The 16,015-nt window shown below is 66.7% G+C and carries 21 protein-coding genes; 17 read left to right on the plus strand and 4 right to left on the minus strand.

The window, feature by feature from the left end:
- The first annotated feature begins 44 nt into the window (after nucleotides 1-44).
- From HNP52_RS15865 to HNP52_RS15935, 15 genes are all read left to right on the plus strand, one after another.
- Complete coding sequence (locus HNP52_RS15865) at nucleotides 45-2,441, plus strand: HAD family hydrolase (RefSeq protein WP_184168604.1); 2,397 nt, start codon at nucleotides 45-47, stop codon at nucleotides 2,439-2,441.
- Nucleotides 2,438-3,256, plus strand: a complete 819-nt coding sequence (locus HNP52_RS15870; RefSeq protein ID WP_184168605.1) for a class I SAM-dependent methyltransferase — start codon at nucleotides 2,438-2,440, stop codon at nucleotides 3,254-3,256. The genes HNP52_RS15865 and HNP52_RS15870 overlap by 4 nt, the downstream gene beginning before the upstream one ends.
- Before the next feature lie 81 nt (nucleotides 3,257-3,337).
- Nucleotides 3,338-4,222, plus strand: coding sequence for a flagellar motor stator protein MotA (gene motA, locus HNP52_RS15875; RefSeq protein ID WP_184168606.1), 885 nt, complete (start codon nucleotides 3,338-3,340; stop codon nucleotides 4,220-4,222).
- Entirely contained in the window at nucleotides 4,197-4,514 is a 318-nt protein-coding gene (locus HNP52_RS15880; RefSeq protein ID WP_184168607.1) for an STAS domain-containing protein, read from the plus strand. Before motA ends, HNP52_RS15880 begins: the two co-directional genes overlap by 26 nt.
- Entirely contained in the window at nucleotides 4,511-4,876 is a 366-nt protein-coding gene (locus HNP52_RS15885) for a response regulator (protein WP_184168608.1), read from the plus strand. The genes HNP52_RS15880 and HNP52_RS15885 overlap by 4 nt, the downstream gene beginning before the upstream one ends.
- Nucleotides 4,873-7,053, plus strand: coding sequence for a chemotaxis protein CheA (locus HNP52_RS15890; RefSeq protein ID WP_184168609.1), 2,181 nt, complete (start codon nucleotides 4,873-4,875; stop codon nucleotides 7,051-7,053). Before HNP52_RS15885 ends, HNP52_RS15890 begins: the two co-directional genes overlap by 4 nt.
- Nucleotides 7,050-7,547: a chemotaxis protein CheW gene (locus HNP52_RS15895; RefSeq protein WP_184168610.1), complete on the plus strand. Its 498-nt coding sequence runs from the start codon at nucleotides 7,050-7,052 to the stop codon at nucleotides 7,545-7,547. Before HNP52_RS15890 ends, HNP52_RS15895 begins: the two co-directional genes overlap by 4 nt.
- Entirely contained in the window at nucleotides 7,544-8,422 is an 879-nt protein-coding gene (locus tag HNP52_RS15900; protein ID WP_409372639.1) for a CheR family methyltransferase, read from the plus strand. The genes HNP52_RS15895 and HNP52_RS15900 overlap by 4 nt, the downstream gene beginning before the upstream one ends.
- A complete protein-coding gene (locus HNP52_RS15905) occupies nucleotides 8,422-9,459 on the plus strand; it encodes a chemotaxis response regulator protein-glutamate methylesterase (protein ID WP_184168611.1) in 1,038 nt (345 codons plus the stop codon). The genes HNP52_RS15900 and HNP52_RS15905 overlap by 1 nt, the downstream gene beginning before the upstream one ends.
- The gene (locus HNP52_RS15910) at nucleotides 9,459-9,848 is read left to right on the plus strand and encodes a response regulator (RefSeq protein ID WP_184168612.1); all 390 of its coding nucleotides are present in this window, start codon (nucleotides 9,459-9,461) and stop codon (nucleotides 9,846-9,848) included. The genes HNP52_RS15905 and HNP52_RS15910 overlap by 1 nt, the downstream gene beginning before the upstream one ends.
- On the plus strand, nucleotides 9,848-10,372 hold the full coding sequence (locus HNP52_RS15915) for a chemotaxis protein CheD (RefSeq protein WP_184168613.1): 525 nt from the start codon (nucleotides 9,848-9,850) through the stop codon (nucleotides 10,370-10,372). The genes HNP52_RS15910 and HNP52_RS15915 overlap by 1 nt, the downstream gene beginning before the upstream one ends.
- An 8-nt stretch (nucleotides 10,373-10,380) precedes the next feature.
- Complete coding sequence (locus tag HNP52_RS15920) at nucleotides 10,381-10,707, plus strand: hypothetical protein (RefSeq protein ID WP_311768491.1); 327 nt, start codon at nucleotides 10,381-10,383, stop codon at nucleotides 10,705-10,707.
- 2 nt (nucleotides 10,708-10,709) lie between these two features.
- Complete coding sequence (locus HNP52_RS15925) at nucleotides 10,710-11,564, plus strand: flagellar motor protein MotB (protein ID WP_184168615.1); 855 nt, start codon at nucleotides 10,710-10,712, stop codon at nucleotides 11,562-11,564.
- An 11-nt stretch (nucleotides 11,565-11,575) separates the two neighbouring features.
- Nucleotides 11,576-12,028 carry a hypothetical protein gene (locus HNP52_RS15930; protein ID WP_184168616.1) on the plus strand — a complete coding sequence of 151 codons (453 nt, stop codon included), beginning with the start codon at nucleotides 11,576-11,578 and terminating at the stop codon, nucleotides 12,026-12,028.
- Nucleotides 12,029-12,086: 58 nt separating this feature from the next.
- The gene (locus tag HNP52_RS15935) at nucleotides 12,087-12,731 is read left to right on the plus strand and encodes a PilZ domain-containing protein (RefSeq protein ID WP_184168617.1); all 645 of its coding nucleotides are present in this window, start codon (nucleotides 12,087-12,089) and stop codon (nucleotides 12,729-12,731) included.
- 302 nt (nucleotides 12,732-13,033) lie between these two features.
- On the opposite strand, the gene HNP52_RS15940 is transcribed toward HNP52_RS15935, so the two are convergent.
- From HNP52_RS15940 to HNP52_RS15955, 4 genes are all read right to left on the minus strand, one after another.
- Nucleotides 13,034-13,429 carry a hypothetical protein gene (locus HNP52_RS15940; protein WP_184168618.1) on the minus strand — a complete coding sequence of 132 codons (396 nt, stop codon included), beginning with the start codon at nucleotides 13,427-13,429 and terminating at the stop codon, nucleotides 13,034-13,036.
- Between the two features lie 174 nt (nucleotides 13,430-13,603).
- Complete coding sequence (gene fliP / locus HNP52_RS15945) at nucleotides 13,604-14,338, minus strand: flagellar type III secretion system pore protein FliP (protein WP_184168619.1); 735 nt, start codon at nucleotides 14,336-14,338, stop codon at nucleotides 13,604-13,606.
- Nucleotides 14,331-14,921, minus strand: a complete 591-nt coding sequence (locus HNP52_RS15950) for a flagellar biosynthetic protein FliO (RefSeq protein ID WP_184168620.1) — start codon at nucleotides 14,919-14,921, stop codon at nucleotides 14,331-14,333. Before HNP52_RS15950 ends, fliP begins: the two co-directional genes overlap by 8 nt.
- On the minus strand, nucleotides 14,921-15,157 hold the full coding sequence (locus tag HNP52_RS15955; RefSeq protein WP_184168621.1) for a FliM/FliN family flagellar motor switch protein: 237 nt from the start codon (nucleotides 15,155-15,157) through the stop codon (nucleotides 14,921-14,923). The genes HNP52_RS15950 and HNP52_RS15955 overlap by 1 nt, the downstream gene beginning before the upstream one ends.
- A gap of 117 nt (nucleotides 15,158-15,274) precedes the next feature.
- Here HNP52_RS15955 and flgC point away from each other — a divergent pair, with 117 nt between their 5' ends.
- Nucleotides 15,275-15,682: a flagellar basal body rod protein FlgC gene (flgC, locus tag HNP52_RS15960; RefSeq protein ID WP_184168622.1), complete on the plus strand. Its 408-nt coding sequence runs from the start codon at nucleotides 15,275-15,277 to the stop codon at nucleotides 15,680-15,682.
- A 12-nt stretch (nucleotides 15,683-15,694) separates the two neighbouring features.
- Nucleotides 15,695-16,012: a flagellar hook-basal body complex protein FliE gene (locus HNP52_RS15965; protein WP_184168623.1), complete on the plus strand. Its 318-nt coding sequence runs from the start codon at nucleotides 15,695-15,697 to the stop codon at nucleotides 16,010-16,012.
- Nucleotides 16,013-16,015: the final 3 nt, after the last annotated feature.

Raw genomic sequence — 16,015 nt, forward strand, 5'->3', positions numbered from 1 at the left:
TTACTGCGCCCACCCGATTTCGGGCGCGCATCCGGGGAAAATCATTGGCCAACGCTATCCTTCCGCACGCGCTGCCGTCGGCACTGGACGCCTATCCGGGCGTGACCCTGTTGTCGCTCGACTGCTTCGACACGCTCCTGTGGCGCGACGTGCATGCCCCGCGCGACCTGTTCGGCGCGCTGGGCGAAGCCAATCTGCTCCAGCGCGGCTGGGCCGAGCAGGCCGCGCGCAACAACGCCGCCGTCAGCCACCGCCGCAATGAAGTCCATATCGACGAGATCTATGCCGAGCTGATGCCGCTGGCGAGCGCCGCCGAGCGCCGCGCCGCCGTGCAGGACGAGCTCGACGCCGAAGCACGCCATTGCTTCGCCTTCACGCCGACCGTGGAGCTGATGCGCGCGGCCAAGGCCCGGGGCATCGAGACGATCATCGTCTCCGACACCTATCTCGACGAGAAGCAGCTGCGCGGGCTGATCACCGCCGCTGCGGGCGAGGAAGTCGCCGGTCTGATCGGCCGCATCTTCTGCTCGTCGCACTACGGCAAGGCGAAGAGCGAAGGCCTGTACGAGCCGGTGCTCAAGGCACTGAAGCTTGCGCCCGAGAAGATCCTGCATATCGGCGACAACAAGAAGGCCGATGTCGACGGCGTCGCGCCCTTCGGCGTCAATACACTGCACCTCAAGCAGTTCACCGAAGGCACCGAGCAGCGCATCCGGCTGGAGAGCGCGATCAGCAACATCTTCCACGCGACCGAAGCGGGCCTGGCGATCACCCATCAGCCGCATCGCGCGACGATCGCGGCGAACGAGCCGCGGATGAGCGACACGGCCGAGGTGCTCGGCTACACCACGCTCGGGCCGGCGCTGCTCGGCTTCGACCGCTGGCTGGAAGAGGAAGCTGCCGCGCTGCAGGCGCAGAATGGCGGCACCGTCCATGCCGTGTTCCTGATGCGCGATGGCCATCTGCCGCAGCTGGTCCATGAGGCACGCGGCCGCACCGGCCACGCCGTCGAGATCAGCCGCTTCACCGCCACCGCCGCCTCGCTGCGCACCGCGGAAGCGGTCGAGCATTATGTCCAGCGCGAGATTCTGAGCGACCTGCGCGCGGTTGCGCAGCAGTTGCTGCTGCCGGCCCCCGAAGCCGCCAAGCTGCTCAAGGACCATAACCGTCCCCTGCCCTTCATGCGGGCGGTGCAGGAGCCGCAGCGCATGCGCCGCATCACCGCGGCATCGCGCGCCTTTGCCGACCGGCTGGTCGCCCATGTCCGCAAGGAAGTGAACCCGGCCAAGGGCGACACGCTGATGCTGGTCGACCTGGGCTATAACGGGTCGGTCCAGAACGATATCGACGGCCTGCTTGCCGGCGCGCTCGGCGTGAAGGTCGCCGGCCGCTACCTGCTGCTGCGCGAGCAGTCGCGCAGCGGCCTGGATAAGAAGGGCTTTATCGGCCACGACGACTATGACTGCGCGGCGCTGGAATCGCTGTGCGCCAATGTCGCCGTGCTCGAGCAGCTGTGCACCGCGGCCCAGGGCTCGGTCGTCGACTATGAGAAGGATGGCACCGCCATCCGCCGGGGCAACTCGATCAAGTCGCGCCAGTCGGCTGTCCGCGACCGGGTGCAGGAAGGCTGCCTGCGTTTCGTTCGCGACGAAGGCAAGGCGATCATCCGTGCGGCCGCGCCGACGCACGAGACGGTCATGTGGCGCCGTGCTGCCGCGGCCGTCCTTGGCCGGCTGATGTATGTGCCGCTCGGGTCCGAGCTGGCAGTGCTCGGCGAGTTCGAGCACGATATCAACCTGGGCGTCGACAACACCGTCTCGCTGTTCGACCCGGCCATCGCGAAGAAGGGCCTGCGCCAGCGCGGCCTGTTCTACATGAAGGGCGCCGAGCGCATGTACCTGCCGGCCGAGCTGCACGGCGAAGGCCTGGCGCTCAAGCTGAGCCTGCTCGCCCAGCGCCGCTTCGCGATGCCGCTGAAGTACCAGGATTTCGTCGACAACTCGATCTCGCTGCCGCTGATCGTCGCCGACGGCAACCAGGTCTCGACCGGCAACGTCACCGCCACGCCGACGCATGACGGCTATTACCTGGCTCCCATTCCGATTGGCGACAGCCGCTTCTCGGTGGGCGTCCAGTTCGGCCAGCTCTACGACTATGTTCAGGTGGAGAGCGCGGTGTTCATGCCGGTCGAAACCTTCCTGAGCGACAAGATCCAGCATGGCACCGGCGAGATCGATGCCCTGCCCTCGCTCGAAGGCATGGACCAGGTCGCGCCGCACCTCTTCCGCTGCGAGAACGAGTTCTCCTTCATGATGGTGCCGCCGCCGCCCCGCCAGGGCGACCGGCCGATGATGCTCGCCATCGCCTTCCGCCCGATTGCCGCGCGCGCGCCCGCCGCGCCCGCGCCCGCCACCACCACGCTCATGGGAGCCGTCGCATGACTCTGCTGATCCACTCCATGTCCGAATTCTCGGACATCATCCTCCAGGCGCTGCAAATCGCCGGTGCCCGCAACATTGCCGAGGTCGGCGCCGAGTTCGGCGGCACCTCGCAGCAGCTCGCCGCCTATGCCCGCGTGACCGGCGGCAGCCTGACCAGCATCGATCCGGCGCCGAAGCAGGAGTTCATCGACTGGGTCAACCAGACCCCCGAGGTCCGCCACATCGCCAAGCCGAGCCATGACGCGATGCCCGAGCTCTCGGGCATCGACGCCTGGGTGATCGACGGCGATCACAACTATTACACCGTGATCGAGGAGCTGCGCATCGCCGACCGGCTGGCGCGCCGCGACGGCAAGCCGCTGTTCGCGCTGATGCACGACGTCTCCTGGCCCTGCGCCCGGCGCGACTGCTATTACGCACCCGACCGCATCCCCGAGGAACACCGCCACCCCTACAGCTTCGAGGGCGGCGTGGCGCTCGGCAGCGCGGCCTGCACCCCCAATCGCGGCTTCCGCGGCGCCGGCAGCTTCGCCTGGGCGCTGCACGAGGGCGGCCCGCGCAACGGCGTGCTGACCGCGGTGGAGGATTTCCTCGACGAAGCCCGCACCGACGAGCGCCAGCTCGCCTGGGCGCATGTGCCCGCGGTGTTCGGCCTCGGCGTGCTCTTCGATTCCTCGGCCCCCTGGGCGCCGGCGCTCGCCGAGATGATCATGCCCTGGCACAACAACAAGCTGCTGGCCTCGCTCGAGGCGAACCGCCTGCGCAACTACCTGGCCGTCATCGACTGGCAGGACCGCGCCGCCGAAGCCGCTTAACCAATTTGCCGGGGCGGCGACCCTGCCCCGGCAAAACCTTCCTATAATTCTGGAAACAACAGGGACATTGGGCGAACCGCCATGCTCAACGGCATCGGATTCATCATCATTCTCGTCTGCGTATTCGGCAGCTTCGTGATCTCGGGCGGCAAGTTCGAGATCATTGCGCACGCATTGCCGCACGAGATGATGGCTATCGCAGGCGCATCGATCGGCGCGTTCATCGTCGCCAACTCGATGTCGACCGTGAAGAACGCCGGCAAGGGCATCATGCGCTCCTTCAAGGGCAGCAAGTGGAAGGCGCAGGACTATAAGGACCTGCTCACCCTGATGTTCACCGTGCTCTCCACCTTCAAGAAGGGTGGCGCCACGGCGCTGGAGCCGCACCTGGACAAGCCCGAGGACAGCAACCTCTTCACGCCCTATCCGCGCCTGCTCAAGGACCATCACCTGATCGAGTTCGTCTGCGACTATCTCCGCATGATGACGGTCAACTTCGAGGACCCGCATCAGATCGAGGCCGCGATGGACGCGGACATCGAGAAGCATCACCACGAAGAGGCCGGTCCGCAGCACGCGCTCCAGATCATGGCCGACGGCCTGCCCGCGATCGGCATCGTCGCCGCGGTTCTGGGCGTCATCAAGACCATGGGCTCGATCGACCAGCCGACCGAGATCCTCGGCTCGATGATCGGCGGCGCGCTTGTCGGTACCTTCCTCGGCGTTCTGCTCAGCTACTGCGTGGTGGGTCCGCTCGCCTCCAAGCTGCTCGAGACGATCGATGCCGACTGCAAGCCCTTCCAGATCGTGAAGACGGCGATCGTCGCCTATGCCCAGAACCAGCCGGTTCAGGTGGCCATTGAAATTGCTCGCCGCATGACGCCGTCGGCCTACGCGCCGACCTTCCAGCAACTCGAAACCGCACTTGACGAGGCCAAGAATGGACCAGTCCCAGCAGCTGCCTGATGCCGAGGAGCGCGCGCTGCGTCTCCCCGCCCATGGCACCACCGTTACGGCCGAAGACCTGCGCGTGCGCCTCGTGCTCGCCGCAGACCTCGACGACGCGATCGAAATCGATGCGTCGGAAGTCGAGAGCGTCGGCCAGGCCGTCCTCCAGCTCCTCGTCGCCGCGCGCGCCGAAGCTGCTGCGGGCGGCCAGGAATTCCGCATCGCCAACCCTAGCCCCGCATTCGTCGATCGCGTGAACCGCAGCCAGCTGGCCGCGGCGATCGGCCTCGAGACCGGAGACGTTCTGTGAGCAAGTTGATCCTTACCGTCGATGATTCGGCGAGCATGCGCATGCTGCTCAAGACGTCGCTGACCGCCCAGGGCTTTCGCATCGAAAGCGCCAATGACGGCGAGCACGGCCTCGAGCGCATGCACGAAGTGAAGCCCGACCTTCTGATCACCGACATCAACATGCCGAAGATGGACGGTTTCGAGCTGATCGAGGCAGTGCGCGGCGTGTCTGAATTCCGCGGCACGCCGATCCTGGTGCTGTCGACCGAATTCTCGGACGAGAAGAAGGCCCGCGCCCGCTCGGCCGGCGCCACCGGCTGGATCACCAAGCCGTTCGAAGCCACCAAGCTGGGGGCGGCCATCCGCCGCGTGTGCCCGTGAGCGACGAACTCGACGAAATCCAGGCGATCTTCTTCGAAGAATGCGCCGAAGGTCTGGTGACCGCCGAGCAGGGCCTTTCGGCCATGCAGGCCGGCGACGTCTCGGCCGAAACCATCGCGGGCGTGTTCCGCGCGGTCCACTCGATCAAGGGCGGCGCCGGCGCGTTCGGCCATGCTGACCTCACGGCCTTCGCGCACAAGTTCGAGAACGTCCTCGACGAAGTGCGCGGCGGCAAGATCCCGCCGAGCCCCGGCGTGGTCAAGGTGATGCTGAGCGCCTTCGACATCCTGACCGACCATGTCGAATCCGCCAAGGGCCTGGCGCCCCGCCCGGCCGACCAGGCCGCGCTCGCCGCGCTCGAGCAGGTTCTCGCGAACAAGGGCGCCGATGACGGCGCGCCCGTGGCCAACTCCACCGCCCCGGCACCCGCGGCGGTGGAGACTCCGGCCGCGCCGGCCGCCGACGAGGCGGACGAGTTCGGCTTCGTGCCGATGGCCGTGTCGCTCGACGATTTCGACGCCCCCGCCGAGGCTCCGGCCGCGGACGCGCCGTGGATCGTCACCTTCAAGCCTTCGCGCGCCGCGCTGGCCAATGCCGGCGAGCCGCTGCTGATCGTCCGCGAGCTCGAAGCGCTCGGCGCCGAGACCGTCGCGGTCGACACCTCGACGGTGCCGCCGCTGCGCGACCTCGATCCCGAGGACGCCTATTTCACCTGGACGCTGCGCGTTCCGGGCGAAGTGAGCGAGAGCGACATCAACGACTGCTTCGACTTCGTCGCACCGGATTCGATCGTCGAGGTCCGCCGTGACGAGACCGCTGCCCCGGCCGCCGCGCCGGTGGCCGAGGTTGCCGCCGCGGACGAGTTCGGCTTCGTGCCGGTGACCGCCGGCGTCGAGGACTTCGCCGCCGAGATGCAGCGCGTCGTCGAGACGATCGCCGCAGCCTCGCCGGCCGTCGGCAGCGTCGATACGCCCGCTATCGCCCCCAAGGCGAACAGCGATGCGCAGCAGACGATCCGCGTCGACCTGGGCAAGCTCGACCTGCTGCTCAACCTGGTCGGCGAGCTGGTGATCCGCAACTCGATCCTGGCCGACCGGCTCTCGCCGGCCGATCGCCAGCGCGTGGAACTCCCGGAACTGGCCCGCCTGACGCGCCAGATCCAGGACAATGTCATGTCGCTGCGCGCCCAGCCGATCAAGCAGGCCTTCAGCCGCGTGCCGCGCATGCTGCGCGACCTCTCGGTCGAGACCGGCAAGACGATCAACCTCGAGACCACCGGCGAGACGACCGAAGTCGACAAGGGCGTGATCGAGAAGATCGGCGATCCGCTGACCCACATGATCCGCAACGCCGCGGACCATGGCCTGGAAAGCGCCGAGGAGCGCATCGCCGCGGGCAAGTCGCCCGAGGGCACGATCAAGCTCTCGGCCGAGCAGAAGGGCGCGCGCATCTTCGTGCGGGTCTCGGACAATGGCCGCGGCATCAATCGCGAGCGCGTCAAGGCCAAGGCCATCGAAAAGGGCATCATCCCCGCCGATGCGCAGCTGTCGAACGAAGAGATCGATCAGCTGATCTGCGCCCCGGGCTTCTCCACCGCGGAGACGATCTCGAACATCTCGGGTCGCGGCGTGGGCATGGACGTGGTCCGCTCGAACGTGGAAGCGCTTGGCGGCCGCATCGAGATCCACTCGGTTCCGGGTGAAGGCACCACCTTCACCATGATCCTGCCGCTCACCCTGGCGATCCTGGACGGCATGATCGTCCGCCTCGCCGGCCAGCGCTTCGTGCTGCCGCTCGCGCATGTGCTCGAGACGGTCCAGCCCGAGCCGGGCCAGGTCAAGCGCACCGCGCCGGACAGCGAAGTGATCGACATGCGCGGCGAATATGTGCCGGTGAAGCGCACGACCGAGATCTTCGGGCTGAACGACGACCGCGCGGTCGAGGACAGCCTCGTCGTGATCGTCGAGAGCGAAGGTTCGGGCAAGGTCGGCCTCGTCGTCGACACGATCGATGACCGCCGCGAGGTCGTCATCAAGAGCCTCGACCAGAATCTCCACCCGATCCGCGGCCTGGGCGGCGCCACCATCCTTGGTGACGGCTCGATCGCACTCATCCTCGATATCGAGGCGCTCGTCGCCTCCACCAACCGCTATACCCCGAAAGGACTGGCAGCATGACCACGACCAACGACAACGCCGGTACCGACCGCAAGATCGTTACCTTCTCGCTCGCCCAGCAGACCTTCGGGATCGACATGCGCGCGCTGATCGAAATCCGTGAATGGGACGAGCCGACCCCGCTCCCCAACGTTCCGGGCTTCATCAAGGGCGTGACCAACCTGCGCGGCAACGTGATCCCGGTGGTCGGCCTCGCCGAGCGCCTGGGCTGGGAGCCGAGCGTGATCCATGCCCGCTCCTGCGTGCTGGTCGTCAACATCGCGGGCAAGCAGGCCGGCTTCCTGGTCGACGAAGTCAACGACATCGTCGCCATCGGCGAGACCGAGATCCAGCCAGCCCCCGAGGTCGAGACGATCGAGCCGACCGTGATCGCGGGCCTGGTGCGCATCGCCACGCGCCAGAAGGACGGCACCCGGGACGAGAAGGGCACCATGGTGCTGCTGCTCGACCTCGACGCGCTGAGCCTGACCAAGCACCTGGATCTCGCAGCGTGACCGCCGCCGGGGGCGCCCTGGCGCCTGCCGGCGTCGGGGTGGGCATGGCGGCGGCGAATGCGGAGCTCACGCCCCGCGATTTCGCCGCCATCGCCGCCATCATGCACGAGGATGCGCGCATCGCGCTGAGCGAGGCGAAGACCACGCTCGTCCAGTCGCGCCTGGGGCGCCGGCTGCGCGAGCACGGCCTGGCCAAGTTCTCCGACTATGTCGCGCTCGTGCAGAGCGACCCGGTGGAACGCCATGCGATGGTGGTGGCGCTGACCACGAACCACACGCATTTCTTCCGCGAGCCGCATCACTTCGATCATTTCCGCGAACACGTCCTGCCGGTGCTCAAGCGCAAGCAGGGTCCGATCCGGATCTGGTCGGCGGGATGCTCGTCGGGCGAGGAAGTCTATACGATCGCCATGTGCCTGCTGGGCCCGGACCGCACGTCGGCCACCTGGCTGCGCAACGCGGACGTCCGGCTGCTCGCCACCGACATCGCTCCCCACGTCGTGGAATCGGTACGTCGCGGCTTCTATGCCGACAACGTCGCCGAGGCGGTGCCCGAGCCTTATCGCTCCACCTGGATGAAGCCTGTGCAGGGCGGCTACCAGATGGCCGACGAGGCACGCGCGCTGGTGACGGCCAAGGTGCTCAACCTGTTCGAGCCCTGGCCGCTCAAGGCCGCCTATGACGTGATCTTCTGCCGTAACGTGATGATCTATTTCGGGGATCCCGCGAAGGAAGAGCTGGAGGCGGGTTTCGTCAACCAGCTGGCTCCCGGCGCGCACCTCTATATCGGTCACTCGGAACGGCTGATCGGGCCGGCGGCGCGCCACATGCGCTCGTGCGGTCACACCATCTATCAGAAGCCGGAGGTGCACTGATGGCACCGGTACGTACGCTTATCGTCGATGACAGCGCCTCGATGCGCGCGACGCTCAAGCGCATGCTTGCCCAGGACCCGGCAATCGAGGTCGTCGGCATGGCGCCCGAGCCGTTCGCGGCCCGGGAGATGATCAAGCAGCTCAACCCCGACGTGCTGACGCTCGACGTCGAGATGCCGGGGATGGACGGGCTGTCGTTCCTAGAGCGCATCATGCGCCTCCGGCCGATGCCGGTGGTGATGTGCTCGACGCTGACCGCCCGCGGCGCGGAAGTGACGATCGAGGCGCTCCGCCTGGGCGCGGTCGACTATGTCACCAAGCCCAGCGGCACGCCCGAGGATATCGAGCGCGACGCGGTGCTGCTCTGCGAGAAGGTGAAGGCCGCCGCCCGTTCGGTCGCCCGCGCCGGCCCGCAGCGCCTGCCCGCCCAGCCGACCCTCGCCGCTGGCGCGGTCGGGGACCGGATCATCGCGCTCGGTTCGTCCACCGGTGGCGTCGAGGCGCTGTTCTCGCTGCTGCCGGCACTGCCGGAAAACTGCCCGCCGGTGCTGATCGTCCAGCACATGCCGGCCGCGTTCACCCGCAATTTCGCGGAGCGGCTGAACGGCGAATGCAGGGTCCAGGTTGTGGAAGCTACGGATGGCGCGCCGGTGCTGCCCGGAACCGTCTATATTGCTCCTGGAGGGCAGCGCCACATGGAGCTGCGTGGGGGCGTCCGCGGCCATATCAAGCTGCGCGAGGGCGACCCCGTCTCCGGCCACCGGCCTTCGGTGGACACGCTGTTTCACTCGGTCGCGCCCCTGGGCGCTGCCGCGGTCGGCGTGATCCTCACCGGCATGGGTGCCGATGGCGCGCAGGGGATGCTGGCGATGCGCCGGGCGGGTGCCCGGACGCTGGGTCAGAGCCGCGAAACCTGCGTTGTCTGGGGAATGCCGCGTTCGGCCAAGGAGCTGGGTGCGGTGGAACATGAAGTTGGTTTGTCAGGCATGCCTGAGGCGATCCTCAAGGCCTGCCGTGAAAAGATTGGGAGCGTCTGATGCCTGCTGCTGCAGCGATCAAGGTGATGGTGGTCGATGACCAGACCAGCATGCGCGCGATGATCCGTCGCGCTCTGCAGGATCTCGGGTTCAAGGACGTGCGCGACAAGCCGAGTGCCCAGGAAGCCCTGGCCTCGGTCAAGGCCGACCGCGTGCACCTGATCATCTCCGATTTCAACATGCCGGAAATGGACGGCCTCCAGTTCCTGGAAGCGGTCCGCACCGATGCGGTGATCGGCAAGACGGTGTTCATCATGCTCACCGGCTCGTCGGACAAGGAGATCGTCCAGAAGGCCGCGGCCCTGGGCGTGAACAACTATGTCGTGAAGCCCTTCGCGCCCGCCGCGCTGAAGGAGAAGATCGAGCGCGTCTTCGGCGAGCTCACCTGATGCGCCGGCTCGCCATTGTTCAGGGCGAGCATGCCGTGGTCGCCGAGCCGGGGGTGGTCGTGTCCACCCTGCTCGGCAGCTGCGTCGCGGCCTGTCTGTTCGATCCGGTCGCCCGGGTCGGGGGCATGAACCACTTCCTGCTCGGCGAGCCCAGTGCGGACCAGCGCGTGGGTGCCGCCGAGATGGCGCGCTACGGCGTGCATGCCATGGAAGTGGTCATCAACGGGATGATGCAGAAGGGCGCGGTGCGCGGCCGGCTGATGGCGCATCTATACGGGGGTGCCAACATCGTCTCCGGACTGGGCTCGATCGGCTCCTCGAACGCGTCGTTCGCGCGCCGCTTCATGGAAACCGAAGGCATCCAGGTGGCGCATGCGGACCTGGGGGGAACGAGCGCGCGCAAGATCGAGTTCCTGCCGCATGAGGGCCGCAGCCGCTGCGTCAAGGTTACGGACCGCGTGCCCGAGCGCCCGCTGGTCCCCGTTCAAGCCCCGGTTTCCGGTGGCGATTTGGAGCTGTTCTGATGTCCTGCATGCCCATCCCCTCACAGCTCTCCGGTTCGCAGGCGATCGCCGGCTTCGACCCCTTCTCGTCGACGCTCCACACCGTGGTGGCGAACGAGATCCGCGAGATGCGGGTGAAGCTCGAGGCACTGGCGGAAGTGCTCGTCTGCGACGAGCATTTCGCGGCCTCCTACCTCGAGCAGCTGCAGGACTTCGACTATCTCATCCAGCATGCGGATGAGTGCGTGAACCTGCTCGAGCGGATTGCCGGTGGCGAGGACTCGCTCACCGCGATCGGCCATATCCGCCTCGGCGCCGTGCAGCAGCGCATGCGCGACGCGCTTCGGAGCGCCTGACCATGCCAGCTTATGGCGGCAATGATCGCCCCATCATCGTCAAGAAGGTCAAGAAGGTCGCCGGGGGTCACCATGGCGGCGCCTGGAAGGTCGCATATGCCGACTTCGTGACCGCGATGATGGCGTTCTTCATGCTGCTGTGGCTGATCGCCAATCCGGACAAGCAGCGCCTGAAGGGCCTCGCCGCCTATTTCTCGCCGACCGTGTCCGACACCGCGCCGTCGACGCCCGTGATGGGAACGTCGGAAGGTGCTGGCGGCCAGGCGCGTCGTTCGTCGAACGACAGCAGCCGCGCCAACGGCACGCCGACCACCGAGGCCGCGACCAGCGGCGCGGCGCGCGGCGGCACCGCCAATGTGCCCGACACCTCGATGCGCGTCCTCGCCAGCGAGCTGCAGGTCGCGCTCGATTCCGTGCCGCAGGACCAGGGCCGCAAGAGCGTTGCGATCCAGCCGGACCGCAACGGCATGCGCATCACGCTGATGGACACCGACAAGCAGTCGATGTTCCGCGCCGGCACCGCCGAGCTCAACCCGTTCGCCCGTTCGCTGCTCGCCAAGACCGCGGCCAAGCTTGCCCAGTCGGGCGGCCAGATCGCGATCGAGGGGCATACCGATGCCTCGGGCGGTGGCCAGAGCGACGCCAACTGGCAGCTTTCGGGCGCCCGCGCGCTCGCCGCACGCCAGGCGATGATCGCATCCGGCATGACAGCGGACCGCTTCGCAGAGGTCGTCGCCATGGGCGGCACCCGGCCGGTGTTCCCGGACCAGCCCGATCGACCGGAGAACCGGCGGATCACCATCGTCCTGAAGGCGGAAGCTTCCTCGCTGCCGACCGACAGCAGCTTCAAGTTCTGAGTATCGGCGCCATGAAGAAGATCCTGTTCCTGATCGTCGTGCTGCTCTCCGGGCTTGGCCTGGGGGGCGCTGCCGCATTCGGCACCCTGCTGGTGCTGGGGCCCCGCCCTGCCCAGGCCGCTTCGGCTCCGGCAGCTGCAGAGGAAGTCAAGACGGCGTTCGTGCCCGTCGACAAGCTGCTCGCGCCGCTCGTCTCGGCCGATGACGGCCGCCTGACCGGCTATGTCCAGTTCCAGTTCAACCTCGAGGTGCCGGAGGACAAGTCGTCCGAGGTGACCGCGCGGCTGCCGCTGCTGCTCCACGCGATCAACATGCGCACCTTCAAGACGCCGATGGCAGCGGGCAAGGACGGGCTGCTGCCCAGCCTCGACCAGTTCCGCAAGGTAGTGGAAGCATCGGCCCCCGAAGCGTTCGGCGCCGGCGTCGTCCGCAAGGTCGCGATCACCCAGGCTACCCCTGCGTAAACTACGTATTTTGCGGCGTGGGGGCCCGCGTCCGCCACGGTTCTACCTATAAAATAGTATGAACCCGCAACCAGCCGAGGACATAGTGGAAGCCATCCCCGCCAGCGCATTCGAGGATCGCGACGACTGGGTCGAGCGCGCGCCACGTGCCGTGGCCACCCTGCTCGTCGGCAAGCTGAGCCATGAGGGCAATCCCGGCCAGCTTTGCCGCGTACGGAACATTTCCGAGCATGGCATGCAGATCGACACGATCGCGTCCCTGCTGCCGGCCATGAAGATCAGCGTCGAGCTGCGCGGTGGCGCCCAGCTGAGCGGCGCGATCGCCTGGACCAAGGGCAGCCGCGCCGGAGTCCGCTTCGACGCACCCGCCGACGTCAACGCGATCCTGGGCAAGCCCCAAGCCGAAGCCACCGCAGCGCGCCCGCGCTCGCCGCGCTTCACCGCCGACGTGCCGGCGCGGATCAGCTCGCTCGGCCGCTCGATCGACGTGATCGTCGCCGACCTATCCCAGGGCGGCGCCTGCCTGCGCCTGCAGCGCACGCTGCGCGTCGACAGCGAAGTGATCCTGATGATCCCCGGCCTGCCCACGCGCCGCTGCACCACGCGCTGGAGCAACGAGGAATTCGCGGGCATCGCCTTCCACGATCCGATTTCCTATACCGAGCTCTCGGCCTGGCTGGACAGCCCCGCCGCGCATAGCTGAACGGCTCTACGCTCTTAACGCAGACTGGGGCGTCCGTGCCGTGGCACGGGCGCCTCTTTTTGCGTTCCAACACTGGTTGCGCTCCGACTCGCGGAAGTACACAAAGTACAGGCCAAGAGCGGGTTTTCGCCCTAGCTATCTTCCCTATTTTCCCGGAGACGCGTCCGATCTCGCAATATTCTTGCGGCAGCGTGATCCTATTTTTCCAACAGAATGAAAGAGTGGCCAGCCATCAGGCGGGCAGGACCGGTCGATCAGACGAAATCCTACATTGCAAGGACGGGACGGAACCACGGCCTCGCTCAGCAGGGGCCGTGCCAGAAGACCTTGTGGCTGAGCTCGGAATAACAGCCCTCGAGCATCGGCAACGCCCGCTTGCCGGCACCGACATGATATCCCCAACCGCCATCGAAAAAGGGCTTGATCAGGATATCGACGCCCCATTCGTGCACGATGACGCGATCGGGATGGAGGCCCGCAATGGCAGCGGGCCATTGGCTCTCCGGGATGGAAGCATGATATTCCGGCGGCCTGGCCGGATATCTTGCGATCAGCGCTTGGGCTTCGCCGCGGATCGCCGCCAGCCTTGCCGGATCGGATACGGGCCAGGGGAGATGCGAGAGCAGCAACAGCACGCCATAGGCCAGCAGCATCGCCAAGACCACGAGCGCGATGGTGCAGCCTTTCCGACGCGTCATCTGCGAAGTGAAGCATATCTTCGATGCGTTAGCTATCGGCAGCACAGATATACGGCACTGCAATCCTCGCTTTCCGGGGGGAGGATTGATTGAACAACCCTCTGCCCCCCAAAGCAAAAAGGGCGGGCGCCCCCCGGCACCCGCCCTTTCTTCCCTGAACACTCGGCCGCTTCGCTATGTGGCGAAGCTTTTGACCAGCGACCCGGCGACCAGCGCCCAGCCATCCACCAGCACGAAGAAGATGATCTTCATCGGCAGGGATATCGTTGGTGGCGGTAGCATCATCATGCCCATCGCCATCAGCACCGCCGACACCGCCAGGTCGATGACCAGGAACGGCAGCAGCAGAAGGAAACCGATCTCGAAGGCGCGGCGCAGCTCGGAGATCATGAAGGCCGGCGCCAGCGTCGTCAGCGGGGTCTCGGCGCGGTTCTGGATCGGCTTGCCGCCCAGATCCGCGAACAGCTTGAGATCGCCGTCGCGCACCTGGCTGAGCATGAACTTCTTGAAGGGCTCGGCGGTGCGCTCGAACGCGACCTGCTCGGTGATCTGACCCTTGGTGTAGGGATCGACGCCCTGCTCCCACGCCTTGTTGAAGGTGGGGGCCATGACGAAGAAGCTGAGGAACAGCGCCAGGCTGATAATCACGGGGTTGGGCGGCACGCCGGGCGCGCCGATACCGGTGCGCAGCAGCGAGAGCGCGACCACCATGCGGGTGAAGCTGGTGACGGTCATCAGCAGGCCTGGGGCCAGGCTGAGCACCGTCAGCATCAGCACCAGCTGGATCGCCTTGGCCGAGAGCGCGCCGTCAGCGCCGCCGATGTTGATCGTCGTGCCCTTGGACTGGGCATACGCCTCAGCCGGCATGAGGATCAGGGCGGCGACCGCCGCCGCGAGGATCTTATGCATCGATCGCGGCCCGGACCGCTGCGCGGTTCCACCGCGTGGTGTTGCGCGGCTCGCGGACGCGCTTGGGCGGACGCTGGGCCGACGGCGTGCAGGCTGCAACCACCGTGGGCGAGGCGACCTTGGCGGCAGCGCGCTTGGCCGGGCGCTTCGGCAGCTCGATCGACTTGGGCAGCTCGATCAGCTTCGAAATCTCGGGAAGCTTGGGCAGCTCGACACGATCGACAAGCTTGGCGAAGTTGCCGCGCAGCGCGGCGAGATCCTCGGCCAGGTTGGCGGCCGGCACCGGCTCCGCGGCGACTTCCGGCTCGGCCGGCTCGGGCGCGGCGATGCCGGTCTCGATCGTCGACTGGCCCTCGGGGCCGAACATCACGAGATGCTCCATCCCGTCACGGCGGATCAGCGCGACCGAGCGCTTGCCGTCGACCGAAAGCCGCTCGACGATCTCGATACGCTTGCGGCGCGAGCTGCTCACGCGGCCGGGCAGCTTCACGTCATAGCGCTTCACGAACCACAGCGCGCCGGCGAGCATGCCGAGCACCATTCCGAGCGCACCGATGGTGCGCAGCATCGACAGGATATCCATCAGTGGCGCTGCTTCTTCACGAGCTCGGTGATCTCGAGCGACATCACTTCGCCGTCGACCAGGACGACGCCCTTCGCGACGAGTTCGTCATTCACATATACGAGCGAGGGATCATCCTGGCTGCTTTCCAGCGGGATCATCGCGCCACGGCTCATCTGCAGGACCTGGCGGATCGGCACATTGGCCGAGCCCAGCACGATCGACATATCGACCATAATTCCGTCGAGCACTGACATGCGTGTTCCTTTCTGGATGACTTATAGGAACCTTTTTTCCGCGCTCGGCGCCCGGCCCGGCAATTTTTGCCTACAATGGAGGAAACGGCCCATCGGGGGCTGGCTGGAAGGACGACCATGGACCTCAAGACCTCGCTCGGCATCTCCGCCTCGGGCCTGCGCGCACAGTCGCTGCGCATGCGCGTGATCGCGGAAAATCTGGCGAACCAGGACTCGGTTTCGGACACCCCGGGCGGCGATCCCTATCGCCGCCGCGTCGCCAGCTTCAAGGCCGAGATCGATCGCTCGACCGGCGGCATGGGCGTGAAGGTCAAGTCGATCGAGAACGACAAGTCCGATTTCACCAAGGTCTATCAGCCGGGCCACCCGGCCGCGGACAAGGACGGCTATGTCCTCAAGCCCAATGTCAACGGCCTGATCGAAACGGCCGACATGAAGGCTGCACAGCGCAGCTACGAAGCCAATCTCAATGCCATCGAGGCCGCGAAGAGCCTGACGATGCGCACCATCGATCTCCTCAAGTAAAGGATACCCGGAATGTCCATCGGAGCACTTGATGCGATGTCGGCCTATGGCCGCGTCGCAGGCCTTGGCGGTACCAACAGCAAGACCGACCCGATCAAGACCGGCGGCAGTGCCGGCGGCTTCGGCGCAATGGTCGAGGACATGGTCACCGGCACGGCCGACCAGCTGCGCACCGCCGAGAAGGCGTCGGCCCAGCAGGTTGCCGGCAAGGGCGACCTGATCGACGTCGTCACCGCGATCGGCGCCGCCGAGACCGCGCTCGACACCATGGTCGCCGTGCGCGACCGCGTGGTGAACGCCTATTCCGACATCATGCGGATGCAGATCTAACCG

Source organism: Sphingomonas kyeonggiensis, from assembly GCF_014204495.1.
GTDB classification, from domain to species: Bacteria; Pseudomonadota; Alphaproteobacteria; order Sphingomonadales; family Sphingomonadaceae; genus Sphingomonas; species Sphingomonas kyeonggiensis_A.

Bases quoted from the DNA above. Each gene is read 5' to 3' on its own strand.
- HNP52_RS15870 (WP_184168605.1), top strand. From the start codon at position 2,438: ATGACTCTGCTGATCCACTCCATGTCCGAATTCTCGGACATCATCCTC.
- motA (WP_184168606.1), top strand. From the start codon at position 3,338: ATGCTCAACGGCATCGGATTCATCATCATTCTCGTCTGCGTATTCGGC.
- HNP52_RS15880 (WP_184168607.1), top strand. From the start codon at position 4,197: ATGGACCAGTCCCAGCAGCTGCCTGATGCCGAGGAGCGCGCGCTGCGT.
- HNP52_RS15895 (WP_184168610.1), top strand. From the start codon at position 7,050: ATGACCACGACCAACGACAACGCCGGTACCGACCGCAAGATCGTTACC.
- HNP52_RS15905 (WP_184168611.1), top strand. From the start codon at position 8,422: ATGGCACCGGTACGTACGCTTATCGTCGATGACAGCGCCTCGATGCGC.
- HNP52_RS15910 (WP_184168612.1), top strand. From the start codon at position 9,459: ATGCCTGCTGCTGCAGCGATCAAGGTGATGGTGGTCGATGACCAGACC.
- HNP52_RS15915 (WP_184168613.1), top strand. From the start codon at position 9,848: ATGCGCCGGCTCGCCATTGTTCAGGGCGAGCATGCCGTGGTCGCCGAG.
- HNP52_RS15920 (WP_311768491.1), top strand. From the start codon at position 10,381: ATGCCCATCCCCTCACAGCTCTCCGGTTCGCAGGCGATCGCCGGCTTC.
- HNP52_RS15925 (WP_184168615.1), top strand. From the start codon at position 10,710: ATGCCAGCTTATGGCGGCAATGATCGCCCCATCATCGTCAAGAAGGTC.
- HNP52_RS15930 (WP_184168616.1), top strand. From the start codon at position 11,576: ATGAAGAAGATCCTGTTCCTGATCGTCGTGCTGCTCTCCGGGCTTGGC.
- HNP52_RS15935 (WP_184168617.1), top strand. From the start codon at position 12,087: ATGAACCCGCAACCAGCCGAGGACATAGTGGAAGCCATCCCCGCCAGC.
- HNP52_RS15940 (WP_184168618.1), bottom strand. From the start codon at position 13,429: ATGACGCGTCGGAAAGGCTGCACCATCGCGCTCGTGGTCTTGGCGATG.
- fliP (WP_184168619.1), bottom strand. From the start codon at position 14,338: ATGCATAAGATCCTCGCGGCGGCGGTCGCCGCCCTGATCCTCATGCCG.
- HNP52_RS15950 (WP_184168620.1), bottom strand. From the start codon at position 14,921: ATGGATATCCTGTCGATGCTGCGCACCATCGGTGCGCTCGGAATGGTG.
- HNP52_RS15955 (WP_184168621.1), bottom strand. From the start codon at position 15,157: ATGTCAGTGCTCGACGGAATTATGGTCGATATGTCGATCGTGCTGGGC.
- flgC (WP_184168622.1), top strand. From the start codon at position 15,275: ATGGACCTCAAGACCTCGCTCGGCATCTCCGCCTCGGGCCTGCGCGCA.
- HNP52_RS15965 (WP_184168623.1), top strand. From the start codon at position 15,695: ATGTCCATCGGAGCACTTGATGCGATGTCGGCCTATGGCCGCGTCGCA.